This window comes from Vibrio ponticus (genome assembly GCF_009938225.1).
In the GTDB taxonomy this organism is placed as follows: Bacteria; Pseudomonadota; Gammaproteobacteria; order Enterobacterales; family Vibrionaceae; genus Vibrio; species Vibrio ponticus.
The window spans coordinates 1,038,490-1,051,656 of record NZ_AP019657.1; the positions used below are offsets into that span (position 1 = coordinate 1,038,490).

13 protein-coding genes are annotated in these 13,167 nt (G+C 44.0%); 4 read left to right on the forward strand and 9 right to left on the reverse strand.

Annotated elements, in window-relative coordinates; translation table 11 throughout:
* Positions 1-55: 55 nt before the first annotated feature.
* From GZN30_RS04585 to GZN30_RS04605, 5 genes are all read right to left on the reverse strand, one after another.
* On the reverse strand, positions 56-1,393 hold the full coding sequence (locus tag GZN30_RS04585) for an MFS transporter (RefSeq protein WP_075648834.1): 1,338 nt from the start codon (positions 1,391-1,393) through the stop codon (positions 56-58).
* A 103-nt stretch (positions 1,394-1,496) separates the two neighbouring features.
* A complete protein-coding gene (locus GZN30_RS04590) occupies positions 1,497-2,615 on the reverse strand; it encodes a lipocalin-like domain-containing protein (protein WP_075648835.1) in 1,119 nt (372 codons plus the stop codon).
* Complete coding sequence (locus GZN30_RS04595) at positions 2,615-5,140, reverse strand: ABC transporter permease (protein WP_161987031.1); 2,526 nt, start codon at positions 5,138-5,140, stop codon at positions 2,615-2,617. The genes GZN30_RS04590 and GZN30_RS04595 overlap by 1 nt, the downstream gene beginning before the upstream one ends.
* The gene (locus GZN30_RS04600; protein WP_075648837.1) at positions 5,127-5,831 is read right to left on the reverse strand and encodes an ABC transporter ATP-binding protein; all 705 of its coding nucleotides are present in this window, start codon (positions 5,829-5,831) and stop codon (positions 5,127-5,129) included. Before GZN30_RS04600 ends, GZN30_RS04595 begins: the two co-directional genes overlap by 14 nt.
* Positions 5,832-5,987: 156 nt before the next feature.
* Positions 5,988-6,371 (reverse strand): hypothetical protein, encoded by a 384-nt coding sequence (locus GZN30_RS04605; protein WP_075648838.1) that lies wholly within the window; start codon positions 6,369-6,371, stop codon positions 5,988-5,990.
* A gap of 399 nt (positions 6,372-6,770) precedes the next feature.
* On the opposite strand from GZN30_RS04605, the gene GZN30_RS04610 reads away from it, so the two are divergent.
* Positions 6,771-7,337, forward strand: a complete 567-nt coding sequence (locus GZN30_RS04610; RefSeq protein ID WP_075648839.1) for a CAP domain-containing protein — start codon at positions 6,771-6,773, stop codon at positions 7,335-7,337.
* Between the two features lie 252 nt (positions 7,338-7,589).
* Here GZN30_RS04610 and GZN30_RS04615 read toward each other — a convergent pair whose 3' ends face one another.
* Both GZN30_RS04615 and GZN30_RS04620 read right to left on the reverse strand, forming a co-directional pair.
* Positions 7,590-7,847: a YjhX family toxin gene (locus GZN30_RS04615; protein ID WP_075648840.1), complete on the reverse strand. Its 258-nt coding sequence runs from the start codon at positions 7,845-7,847 to the stop codon at positions 7,590-7,592.
* Between the two features lie 136 nt (positions 7,848-7,983).
* Positions 7,984-8,487, reverse strand: coding sequence for a GNAT family N-acetyltransferase (locus GZN30_RS04620; RefSeq protein ID WP_075648841.1), 504 nt, complete (start codon positions 8,485-8,487; stop codon positions 7,984-7,986).
* A 428-nt stretch (positions 8,488-8,915) separates the two neighbouring features.
* Here GZN30_RS04620 and GZN30_RS04625 point away from each other — a divergent pair, with 428 nt between their 5' ends.
* Complete coding sequence (locus tag GZN30_RS04625) at positions 8,916-9,431, forward strand: hypothetical protein (protein WP_075648842.1); 516 nt, start codon at positions 8,916-8,918, stop codon at positions 9,429-9,431.
* An 86-nt stretch (positions 9,432-9,517) separates the two neighbouring features.
* Here GZN30_RS04625 and GZN30_RS04630 read toward each other — a convergent pair whose 3' ends face one another.
* A complete protein-coding gene (locus GZN30_RS04630; RefSeq protein ID WP_075648883.1) occupies positions 9,518-10,441 on the reverse strand; it encodes a LysR family transcriptional regulator in 924 nt (307 codons plus the stop codon).
* A 148-nt stretch (positions 10,442-10,589) separates the two neighbouring features.
* Between GZN30_RS04630 and GZN30_RS04635 the strand changes: the two genes are divergently transcribed.
* Together GZN30_RS04635 and GZN30_RS04640 are read left to right on the forward strand one after the other, a co-directional pair.
* Complete coding sequence (locus GZN30_RS04635; RefSeq protein WP_075648843.1) at positions 10,590-10,832, forward strand: DUF2798 domain-containing protein; 243 nt, start codon at positions 10,590-10,592, stop codon at positions 10,830-10,832.
* Between the two features lie 39 nt (positions 10,833-10,871).
* Complete coding sequence (locus tag GZN30_RS04640; RefSeq protein WP_075648844.1) at positions 10,872-11,423, forward strand: carboxymuconolactone decarboxylase family protein; 552 nt, start codon at positions 10,872-10,874, stop codon at positions 11,421-11,423.
* 402 nt (positions 11,424-11,825) lie between these two features.
* On the opposite strand, the gene uhpC is transcribed toward GZN30_RS04640, so the two are convergent.
* On the reverse strand, positions 11,826-13,166 hold the full coding sequence (gene uhpC, locus GZN30_RS04645) for an MFS transporter family glucose-6-phosphate receptor UhpC (RefSeq protein ID WP_075648845.1): 1,341 nt from the start codon (positions 13,164-13,166) through the stop codon (positions 11,826-11,828).
* Between the last annotated feature and the right edge of the window lies 1 nt (position 13,167).

The following is a 13,167-nucleotide window of genomic DNA, read 5'->3' on the forward strand; positions in this document are numbered from 1 at the left end:
AACAAAAAGGACCGAGAGGTCCTTTTTTTATATCAGTTGCAAAACGAGTCTTTGGTTATTTATCAAAAATTGCTTCTTTTTGATCTTTTATATAAAAAGCCACGCTAATGAGTACAAACAAAAATGCAAAGTAGTAAACAAACGAAGAGAGTGACGCGATAAAGTCAATGTGCTGCTCGATTTGTTCTTGTGTATAGTTTTGCGAAAGTAGTTTGTAATAATAGGCATATAGAATGCCAATCAAACCATATCCAAGGTTAAACATGAGGCCCTTAAAGCTCAGTACCGTCGCTCGGTTATGGGACTCTGTTCTTTTGTTCAGGTGATAGCTAATGAAAATATTCATGGTCATAATGATGAATATTAAAATGAGCGCCGGAATCACCCCGTAAATTGACCAACCTAAACTGATCCAATAGTAGGTCGCAATGGAAGCAATCCCCATCACCGCGATAAATGTCTTTGGTGCCATGCTTTCAGCCAAGTGGCGACTTTGCCCAGCTAAAATGATTTTGAGTAAACTCACTCCAGCCCCGATTAAACCAAAGTAAATGGTGGGAATATCAATTGCTCGGTAATATTGGCTGTTCATGGTTAAAAACATGCGTGAAGTATGTTCAAACAAGCTGTAGTAGAGCAGGATAAATAGAACGTAAGGCGTAGAGAGTACCCATTTGCCAGTGTTTAACGTTAGCTTAAGGCTTGCAATTGTCGTCGATAGTTTTGTGCTATTCGCGGGTAAAACCTTTTTTTCTTCCCTCATATTCAAAGCAGAATAGATGGCAATCATCGCAACGCCTAAGGTGGCATAAACAGGTATGCGCATGATGTCTTGAGTGCTTGTTGGGGGCTCAAATCCGATCAGATTAAATACAGAAGCCATGAAGTTTACATCGTACATTGCCGCACCCACTAGGGTGACAAAGATACCGACACTGGAAGCGATACGTAATTGGATCTGTAGCACTCGAGGCCATAGGTCTTCTTTGCCTTGTTCCTTCAACGTGTCATAAGCCAGCGCTTCATCGGCACCACTGGCTAATGCCATTGCAAGACCGCTGAGTATTCGATTGATAAAGAACACCATAAACACCAGTGTTGAGTTGCCTGTGGGCACAAACGCAATCATTGCGATCTCAACAAACATCACAAGCGATGACAACACGACGAGTTTTTTTCGACCTAACGTATCGGCAAACGCACCTGATGGGACTTCCGCTAAGACAATAGTGGCTGCCCAAACAACGTTTAACATTGCGAACTGAGAAAGGGTTAATCCGTAGTCTAAATAGAGCAGGGTAAAAATAGGGTAATAAAATCGAGCAAAGTAACTACATCTAAACATTAAGAAGTAGCGCACGTTGCGAATTTGAAGAATGTCTTTAAGCGTCATGAACAGTACAGCACTTTGGATAATGTAGAAGTATAACTGCGTTTTGATAATAGGTGTTAAGGTTCTGTTTAAAATGAAGTTGTATTAATTTGCTCACGCTACTCTAGTACCCCGTGAGTTCCATATACCCAGTACCATTATGAGAGCCTCCAATTTCAACGGGTCCTTCCCAATAGGGTACAGACAAAGGCATCTTTGCGTTTGGATTAAGTGCTGAGATGGTTAGGTCGATTTTGTGCTTCGGTATCTGAAGTTGCCAAAAAGTTGGGTAATCAACACCTTGAATTTTGGTTTGTTTGATAGGGTTTAAACGGAAGTCCTCTTGCGAGATAGTGACACTTTCGCCATTTTTGAGCATAAGCCGTGCGTGAGCGTAATGAGCTTGGTTTTTATCATCTCCACGAAGCTGGAAGACGACGAGCGTGGTTTGATGATTAAGCCTCAAAGCGAACCAATCCCAACCTTGCTGCGAGTCGAGCAGAAACTGAGAACTCCATTCTCTGTCTATCCAACCGTTGCCTCTGACTTGATGGCGTTTGCCTTGAATGACGACTTCACCTGCAACTTCAATGAAAGGTTGGCTGTAATAGTAAGAAGCGACCTCACCATTCGCACTTTTTATGCTGTAGCCTTGCTCTCCTTGCTTTTGATAAGGGGCTGTACTATCAAGCGTTAACGTGTAGCTAAACCGCTTTGACTTAACATTCAGCTTGGCAGGTAACAGTTCCTCACTTTGCGATTGCCATTGCCAATCATCAAGAAAGACTCGCAAGGGATTTTTTTCGACGCCAGCCAGTTTGGTGTGCTGTCGTGACCATTTTTCATCAGCAGAGTGGTGTGCTTCAGTCGTTACTGCGCTATGAGCCATGTAGAGTTGTCGACTATGCCATGAGTTATACGCTTCTCTTGGCGTCTCATCCCCATCCTTATCCTGCGGGGCGGTTGCAAAACGAAATTGTGTCCATTGGATACCCAGCGGATTACCTTTTTGGTCGACTAGATTCGCGGTGAAGTACCACCACTCATGACGAAAACTGTAATGAGCTTGGTGATCGTCAGGAAAGTGAATATCGACACCCTTCACCACAGGTGCGTAGGAAGATTCACTTGGTTTTGTACTATCACCTAGCCAGTTACCCATACTGTTAGATTTTGGCTCATCGCAGCCTATCAATAATAATGCGGCAACAAATAGAGCGACGATTTTCCTTATTTTAATCATTACAGCACCTCGTTTTGCAAACTGGTCATGATCGGTTTTCGAACAAGACGCCAGAGGGGGGTGAAGGTTGCGATGATGGCGACGATCAGCGTAATACCTGCGATGATCAGTGCATCTTGCCAACGCCAAACAAACTCTAGGCTCCAGCCAAATGCTCGCAGCGTGACAATATCGGTCAAGACAAATCCCACCAATGCTCCCAATGGTAGGGCGATACTTAAGGTAAATACGACCAACACGAACATCTGCCCAACCACCATCAACATAAGTTTTTGCTGATTTACTCCAAGGGAGTAAAGCCTTGCGATTGCAGCCTTACGAGCATCGAGAAGCATAAAACAAGAGCAGAATAAACCAATAACAGCAACCAGCAGAGTGACGCCATTGAGTGCACGCGTGATAGCAAAAGTCTGCGAGAAAATCTCTAACGCGATTGTTTTGATCTCCGTTTGGTCATAAACCTGACTCGGGTGAAGTTGGAATCGCTCGATGAGCTGCTGATGTAGGTTTTGTGGGTCGTTGGCGGCTTTAACACCAAGGCTAGTTGGCAGTTGAGTAAAGCCGTTTTGCTGCCACAGCTGAGGTGCGATTAGTACTTCACCTTTGGGGGAGCCGTAATCATGGAATACCGCCCCAACAATCAGAGTTTGTTTAGGTAATGCTTCTAGCTCTACTTGGCTGTTTAATGACAATCCCAGTTTGACTGCTGTTGGTTCACTTATTGCAACCACTTTTCCGGCAAAAAATAGCGGCCAGAAGTCATCGATATGAGATTTAAATACCATGGTTTGTTCTAAAGTATCGCGATCTTTGGTGCCGAGTAAGATCGGCAAACCAAGCAGCGGTTCATCCACATAAAACTGCTTATAGACTTTGTCGACACTATCCATCTGATCGAGTGCTTGTTCTATTTCTGCCATTTCACTTTGTGCTGGGCTTATATAGATATCGGCATGTAGGCGCTGCTCTAACCATTGTTTGAGTGTGTACTCAAAACTGCCTACTAGAGTATTCATGCCAATATTGGCGGTGACTGCGAGTAGGAGCGCCATCATAGCAAGAGAGAGTGGGGCGATAAGCTCTTTAAGTTCAGCGAATAGATAGAGCATTAGCCCATGTTGGGTGTGTCGCTCGCTCCAACCAGCCAGTACATAAAGAACTTTGGGGAGGTAGAGTGGAATAGCAGTCACAAGAACCCCAAGCCACGCCATTGTGAGTCGATGATGGTGGCTTAGGAACAATCCAAATAGGGCGAACAAGGTCAGTGTAACTGCGACGACAAATAAAGCATTGTTGTTCGTAACTACAGGAGCATGATAAAAACCTCCGTGTGACGAGAGAGGCTGACGAACACGTTGGCGTAAATGTTGCCAGCTCGCCAGAATCGTTGCGGCTAACGTGAGAAACAAAGCTTGCAGCCACCATTGCCATTGCCAAGAGCCTGGTAGAATCGTTGCGCCGTAGAGCTGTTCTAGTGTTAGTGCCACGGTCGGATGAAGCCAGTGGCTGAGTTGAAGACCAAGCACAAACCCTAGTGTGGTGCCACATGAGACTAAAATCGTCAGCTCAAATACCAGAGCACTTAAAACCGATTGTTGAGCGACACCCGTTTGTTGGATCTGTACCAGCAAGCGATGACGTTTTAATAAGCTGTACTTAACGCCGTTGTACGCGATGAAAAGTCCCACGAAGAAAGCTAATAAACTCATTGCCGTTAGGTTCAGATGAAAGCTATCGGTAAGCGAATCAAGCTGAGTCTCTTTTTTATTAATGGTTATTTGACCGAGGTTGCCGATGCTCTTTTCTATAAGTGCTTTATCTGCATCGGTATCTAAAATCGCGATATAACTGAGCTTGCCTGATTGACCGAGTAGCTGTTGAGCAAAGCTGATATCCACTAATACTCGATTTCCTAGCTGCCATTCGTCGGGCAATACCGCTACCCTTATTTTTTTCTTATCTAAGAAAAGGTAACGCACCTCGTCGATACTTTGGTGCTGGGTTTGGCTCATCATTAATACAGGTTCACCCGAAATAAGCTCAGCTAAGGGGATTTCGGTGCTGGAAAGCGAAACATTGTTTGAACTATTGTCCTTGGTTTGGACGGACAATGACGGATCATCCTTTGCTTTTTGTCTAGCAGTAACGGCTGCGACCACATCAATGCCTTGTATCGACCAGCGGCGCCCATTGTCATCGCGTACGCGTCCCTCTACCACTGGCAAAATGTTTGAAATGCCAAGTTGACGTAGCGAAAAATAGAGCGATTCGGACAAATAGCGCTGACCAGTTGGAGGAATGATGAGCTGTTTAGCTTGAATGCTAAGTGGCTCAGAAACGCCACTATAACTGCGTTTTGCGTTAAGGTTGATCGCTTGCACCGCGACGAACAAGCTTACCGCCAGCACAATACCAATCAGAATCGCCACAGCTTGCAATGGCGCTTGCCGATAGTGGGCAGCAAACACCCTCAAAGTGAGAAAGGTTTGGGAGAGGGCAGAAATGACTGCGTTATCCGATTTCATAGCTAATCTCAGATGCAGGCATCTGCTGAGAGAGCTGACCATTGCGTAAGTGGAGTTGGGCTTGCATAAACGCAGCACAAGTTGGGCTGTGAGTGACTAGCAGAACCGCGGTGTTACCTTGAGTTGTGATGTCACTGAGTAGTTGCATGACCTCAATGCCCGCTTTTTGATCCAAATTACCCGTTGGTTCATCAGCGAGCAGAAGCTGAGGTTGATGAGCTAAGGCTCGGGCAATCGCGACACGTTGCTGTTGCCCACCAGACAAAGCAGATACATGCCTATTGAGCAGGTGTTCGATACCCAATTTGTTGATTAGATAGTCGCACCACTCTCCCCATTTTTGCTGATTAAGGTGCAGCGGAAACTCAATGTTTTGTTTAACGTTAAGTGGGGTAAGCAAGTTGAATTGCTGGAATACCACACCAAGCTTTTGATGACGAAACTGACTCCAGTGTTTGTCCATCCAGGTTGAGGCGTTTTGTCCATCTAAAATAAGCTCGCCACTGGTTAACGGCTCAAACCCTGCAATAAGATTAAGTAGGGTACTTTTACCGCTGCCACTGGCACCTGTTAAAGCAATACTAGACCCGCTGGCTAAAGCAAAATCGATGTTATGCAGCACACGGTGTTGCTCCTTGCCATCAACAAAAATTTTGGTCGCATTGTGCAGTTTAACCAGAGGCAAAGTCATCTCATTTCCTTTTAGTTATTGATTGTTAATGCTTACGAGCATTAAGACTTTTACGTTCAATAAATTAATATTAGGAACGGTTAATCAATAGACAAAGAAAGATCAGATAGTTATTTGGTGGTCGTTGTCGGATAACAGTTAAACGCACCAAATTTACTAAAAGTCCTTAACCAGAGTCGGTCTGTTGGAGCAAAACAATTTGCTAAATAGGGACTTGTATTGCCAGTCCAAGTTAAAAAGCCGTTTCGCCAAACTTTTGTTTTCAATGATAGCAACTTCAACGCCTTGGTAATGATAGCGATGACGGTCAACGTAGTTGAGAAAGGCGGTTAACACACCTTGTCCGCGAACCAACGGCGCAAAACTCACTGATACGATGGAAAAACGCTGACTACCTGCTGGGCAGCGCACAAAGCAATGACCAAACGGATGGTTAATGGTTGCGGAGAATTCAGGAAATGGACGAGCGTCGAAACTCTTCGACAACTTGTCGTATTCAGCACAAAGGTGATTGAGCAGGGCTTTTGCTTCACGGTTCATGACTAGATTCCCTCAGTGTTGTTGGTTAAAACAATTTGGTTGCCAATAATTTAACCATGAAACAGAGAAAGGAATTACGGTGAAGTTTTTTGGGATTACTTCCTTATTTATGTGGGAGTGGTGTGTGTCCGTTTCAGGTTTTCCGTTTCAGGTTTTTAGATTATCGATATGTTTATTAGTGCAATTTAACTGAACGCTATTCAAATGGTTAAATATGCAAGTGTATGATAATTTAATGCTTATTTTTCAACTCAACCACACACATATAAATGACAAATTTGTGTAAGTATTGAGCTAAACATTAATGTTTCATATGGTTATTTTATGGTCGTTTGTTAGCTTATTGGGCGAAGTTATATGAAAGAGCGTGTTCTCTTTGCCATTTAATAAGGAACGACGATGCCAACCAAGATATTTGTACCTATTCTCGCTTTGCTTTTGAGTGCGTGTGGTGGAGGGGAAGGTGGTTCTTCTCAATCTAATCAGACTGGCAGCCAGCCGAGTGGCGGTGGCGGATCACAACCCTCAGATCCAAGTGATCCACAAGCGACGTTTGCAGAACAAATGCTTGCAGCGGTGAACAGCGCTCGAGCAACGTCACGTCAGTGTGGTTCAACATATATGCCGCCAGTAAGCGCCCTCACATGGGATTATGACTTGGAAAGTGCCGCGTTTAGGCATTCTAGCGATATGGCGAATGGCGATTTTATGAGTCACACCGGCTCGGATGGCAGTACGCTGACAGATCGTGTAAATGCGACGAACTATACTTGGAGCCGCATAGGGGAGAATGTTGCGGTAGGGCAGAGTTCAATTAATGCAGTGGTTAACGCTTGGTTAAACAGCGAAGGACATTGTATGAATATAATGAATGCTGACTTTGAACAGATGGGTGCTTCGCTGGTGGAGAACCACTCAGGAAGTTATGGTTACTACTGGACGCAGGTGTTTGCTAAGCCGCAGTGATGGGAGCTTTGACGTCTATGTTTGCGTTTTTCATACTCACTGAATTCTTGCTGCGTATGTCCCGCTTAGAAGGCTTTCAACTTCTTGAACCTTTTCACCAGCGCTCCAGTTACTCTTTGTCTTGGCTATCAATAAAGGGCAAAGAGCAACCAGAAAGGCGCTTTTAGTTTTTTATGTTGTTCGGACGGATTTAGGCGTTCCAGACACCGAAGTTCTAAAAATGCTTCCTTGCATTTTTGCCTTGATAAGCAGTTAACGTTGATTCATTTGTGCTTGGACTGATGTCGCGCCAAGCTGGGTGATACGGTAAGGTAGCCCACCTTTAGAGCTGATCAGCTTCTTACTTTTTAATTTCTTAAAGGTTTCCATGGTGCAGTTAGATAGACCATAACCTTCTCTGGTAAAGCAGATTATTTCGGTTAACTTTCCATCTTCGTCTAAGTAACGACGGATTTCACCGCCCATCGCTAATGTATGAAGTACTCTCTGTTCTTGTTTTGAGATATTCAAAGGATCTCTCCGTCTATATGTTAAATTTTTCCTCTTGGTTGATTTTGAAAATGTGTTTGTTGCTTAGGCATCAAACACGTATTTATACAATGCTAAATAGTGTTCTAATCAAAAAATTACCTTTTATCTATTGTCTCTAAATTTGGTCGTCTGGATTGCTCCACATAATCGGATTGGAGAATACGCCCTTAATACTTGATGACGATTTACCAACACCATCAAGTGCCCCCGGTGTTAACTCTCGAGCAAACCAAAAATCCGGTGACTCACCTGTGCCAATAGGCAAGGCGACATTATGTTTCGCGTTGAAGCGTCGAGCGTAATGTTTTGGATCTCCTAGCACGAAGATGACATCAGCGTCTAATTCGCTTTCCGCTTGCTCCATTAGTTTCGTTGCGTAACCTTTGCCTTGGTGTTCTGGTAATACCGCTAATGGCGCTAATACAAAGCACTTGAGGGTAGGGGCTTCATCGATTGTGATTGGGGTGTAGCATGCGTGCGCGACATCTTTGTAAACGATTGAATAGTTACCCTCAGCGATTAAATCTTCTGCAAATTGAGCATACAATTTTGCATGTGCTTCGGTATAAAAATCGTCCGCATTAAATGCTTCAAACTGGATCTGATATGGCGTGTTCACTCGATTCTTCTCACGTCAAAGACTGACTGGTCAGTCTGTTATTTTATTTAAAAAAATCACGCATATTGAGATGCGTGATCACCGGCGAGTTAACATTATCCATTGGTAAACTCTGGCTTGATTTCGTTGATTGAAATTCTACTGACCGTCCGGTCGGTTTGCAATTTAAAGATCACGATTGAGTTTGTCAAGACATTTACGCACTTGCTGTGAAAACTTGAGTTTGCCGTTTACAAGAATGATGGAGTCTCGGTCTTTGTTCGAGGTTGAGTAACGTTTTTTTTCCAAAAACGGTCTAGGAAGTAAATCTATAAACAATTCAATCTTTCATTTTTGCATGGATATAGAACAAAGTTGTCTATTTTTGAACCTTAGAGTGCTTCGTAGAATAGTGCCATCAACTTGATAACACATAATGAAGGTTTACTATGAGCACATCACAATTAATTCTTGAGCTATTTCTTATTGGCACGATGCTACTCGTTACGGGTATTTTTTTGGTTCGTAGCTATGACAAAACCGACAGCGTAGGAACAAAAGTTCAAAAGCTCCTAACAGGTCTACTTGGCGCCTTTATGGTGATGGCGGGAATGGTAAAATTCTTTGACCCGTTCACGGCTATGTTTGCAAAACAAATTGCACTGAGTGAACTGCCTTTACCAACGTTGTCTCGCTGGGCTGGTCAATTAGGTGAGATTTTTGCAGGTCTACTGTTGCTTGTGGTGATGATTGGTAATAAGGCACTTGCGGCACCGATTAAAGATAAAGCCATAGAGTTATCAACGCTATTAACGACAGCAATTATGATCGTTGCAGTGTATGTTCACCTACTGCCAAATGTGCCTGCCGAAGTGCTACCGCTTCAGTCTAAACCACCTGTAATGACGCTGACTATTCTTGGTTTAGCGTGGTTGAATGCATTCTTATATTTTCGTAAAAAGTAATCGCTAAAGTCACATAATAAACGCCAGATTAGTTCGTCTAGTCTGGCGCATTTCATTTATAAATAGGCATTTCATAAATATAACAACTACGAGTCTCGCTCAGAGTGAATCGAAGCCAGAAACTCAGCAGATTGCCCAAACCGTTCAAAAATCATGTCCCTAAAGGCAACCACTCTGGTCGCTATCAGCTTTCTGTCTGCCCACACCAAGAATGCTTTACCCGTTGGGTATTCAAGTTCTGGCAATACCTCGACCAACTCTTTTCTATCTGCATGCTTTTCAAAAACTGCTCTTGGCATCATGCAGATCCCAGCACCTGCCAATGTCGCATCAATATTTAAACGTAGACTGCTGATTGAGTAACGAGGTTGATAGGGAATACGGAGTGTTTTGCCGTCTTCTTTTAGCTCCCAATATGGCAAGTTATTACCCGATAGTAGCTGATGGTTAATTAACTCTTCTGCTCGTTCTGGCTGACCATATTTTTCAATATAGCTGGGTGATGCCGCGAGCATTAATTGTGATTCAAACAACTGACGCTGTATTAAATGATTGGCATGAGGAGGCGTCGTCACTATCGCAAGATCAATCTGCTCATCAAAGAAACGTTCTGTACCTGCGCTAAATTGAATTGTTACGGAGACCTCAGGGTGAAGCTGCATAAACTCAATCGCCATTTTTTGCAGGAAATTGTCAGCAAATGGCTCTGGGCAAGATACTCGGATTTCCCCCGTTAATACGGGCTGACTATTCGAAAGCTGTGTCCATTCATCATTCAACTGCACAAAGAGGGCTGCGAAGCGCTGGTAATATTCGTCACCAGCTGTCGTGAGCTGGAACTGTTTTGCATTACGGTGTACCAGTTTTTCACCCAATTTATCCTCAAGGCTCGCTACAGCCCTTGATAACGTTGGGGCTGAAACGTGTGTTTTAAGGCTCGCCGCTGCAAAGCCACCGCACTCGACAGATTGGCAAAACAGATAGAGATTGGAGATGTCTTTTGCTTTCATAGTTGATCGCTCTTGAGGGTTGCACTCTGAGTTAATCATTCAAATATGAAAGATTCAAGTTCAATGTTGTCTATTTTTGATTGTGATGGGCGGGGCTAATATAACCCCATCAGTTAGCCAATCGAAGTCAGGCATAAGAGAGTCAATCATGAAAAAGTTTTCACGTAAGTTCCAATACCCACTAATGGTTTCTATGGTTTTACCTACTATGCTTCTTAGCATGCCAGCCATCATGGTAGCTAAAACACTGCCAGAGAACGGCGCATTCTTTGATGCATGGTTAAACGCAGTTTTACAAATGGTGCCATCTGCACTGTTAGTTTTAGCCCTTGTAGCACCAACTGTTCGTCTTTTCGTAACCAAAGTGCTGCTAGAGCCAGAAGCAAAATAAGTTAGTAAAGTTAACAAGTTAAAGAATAGGAAAGAGAAAATGAGTGAATTTAAACTACACACTGTTGAGTCTGCACCTGAGAAAAGCAAAGCAATTCTTGAAGGCGCACAAAAGCAAATGGGTATGATTCCTGGTCTCTACGCAGTAATGGCTGAGTCTCCTCAAATCCTAACAGCGTACACGCAACTGCATCAGCAATTCACCAACACATCATTTGATGCCGAAGAACTAACAGTGGTATGGCAGACCATCAACGTTGAACACGAGTGTCACTACTGCGTCCCTGCACACACTGGGATCGCGCACTCAATGAAGGTTGATCCTGCATTGAGTGAAGCACTGCGTAACGATGAGGCAATGCCAACTGAAAAGCTTCAAGCTCTGAAAGACTTCACTCTTGCAGTAGTTCGTGAACGTGGCAATGTATCAGAAGCAGACCTAGCGGCATTCTTTGCGGCAGGTTACGGTCAGCAACAGGTACTGGAAGTGATCCTTGGTCTATCGCAAAAAGTGATCAGTAACTACGTCAACCACGTTGCTCACACGCCAGTAGACAAAGTATTTGAGAAGTTTGCTTGGTCAAAGAAATAGTCCCACGCGCTAAATTTCATAGAGCGAACGAGTAAGTTCGCTCTTTTTTACGAAAATTGGGATGTTGAGATAGAAAGTGCTATTTGAGTATCCGAAGAAGTTGAGTGCTGGTTGATAAGGTTTGATAGTCAAGCATTGATGCGTTAGAGCATAAAATTTAACTCGTTTCTGTCCAATTCGGAGCTTCAAGGGCTGCTGATTGCCTGTGATACTAACTCCCAGAAAGCCTTTGATTGTGAGGTTTGATTGTGAGGTTTGATTGTGTGGCTTGAATTGGGTAAGTCCTGTATACCGTTAACGCAGCCAATTCTCCAATTTTAAGCCCTGTGTACGTGGCCGTGATGAACCCGATTTTATATTTGGTCTTGCTGTGAAGTAGAAGTTGCATCTCCAATGAGATGTCTACAACCTAAGCTTGGGAGCGAGCGGCTTTCTCGTAGGCTGAGCCTGCAAGAACGGTAATAACAGCAAGCCAATTACGGCTGCGCAAACCGAGATAGTGATGAAAAATCCAGTCCAACCGTACTCTTCAAGAATCAATGCTAATGGGTAACCAGAAAGTGCGGCACCCATATAGGCAAAGAGACCAACAAAGCCAGTGGTAGCGCCTGCGGAATCTTTGTGGGAACATTCTGCGGCAGCCATGCCGATCAACATTTGTGGACCAAATACGAAGAAGCCAACAGAGAACAACCCCGCAGCTTGGAACGCAAAATTGGTTAACGGCATCAACCACAGTGCAGCGACAGACAAGAAAATGCCAGTCGCAAACAAGAGATTCATTGGACCTCGGTTACCACCGAATAATTTGTCTGAGCCCCAACCAGCTACGAGAGAACCAACAAAACCACCGATTTCAAACATCGACAGTGCCGCGTTGGCATTGATTAGGCTGTAGTGGTGTTGTTCTGTTAGGTACAAGTTACCCCAGTCATTGATTGCTGTACGCACGATGTAAACCAGTACGTAGCTAAATGCGAGCAACCAAATAAACTTGTTGTTGAACACGTATTGTTTGAGGATTTCTTTGTAGCTCAGTCCTTGTCCATGGTTCTCTTGGGCAAGTTCTAATGCATCGTTACGCCATTGACCAACAGTCGGCAGACCTTGAGTTGTCGGTTTATCTCGTAAGCGCCAACAAACGACAACACCAAGAATCACGCCGATAATACCCGGCACAATAAAGCCTTCACGCCAGCTGTAATGGATGGTAAGAAAACCAACAAGTAGCGGAATCAAAGCACCACCAACGTTATGGGCTGTGTTCCAAATCGCCCACAAGAAGCCACGCTCTGAGCGTGAATACCAAGTGGTAAGCAGCTTAGAGCAAGAAGGCCAACCCCAGCCTTGAAACCAAGCGTTGATTACCCATAGTGCGGCGAGTGCAATTAAAGAGCTAGAGAAGCCAAACGCGATATTGATCAACCCCGTCGTGATTAAGCCGACACCCATGAAAAAGCGAGGATTAGAACGGTCAGAAATGGTGCCTGAAATAAACTTTGATAAACCGTAGGTGATGTAGAAAAGCGTACCAATCATACCGATATCTGCTTTATCTAAACCGAGATCGGCAATCATCGCTGGTGTAGCATAGTTGAATGTTTTGCGGGTAAAGTAAAAGCCCGCATAGCCCAGATACATACCTAACATGATATGCAGACGCCAATATCGATAGCGTTCATCCACTTGGTCTTTACTAAGGGGAGCTTGGTTGTAGCTCGGAGACTGAAATAATCCAAACATG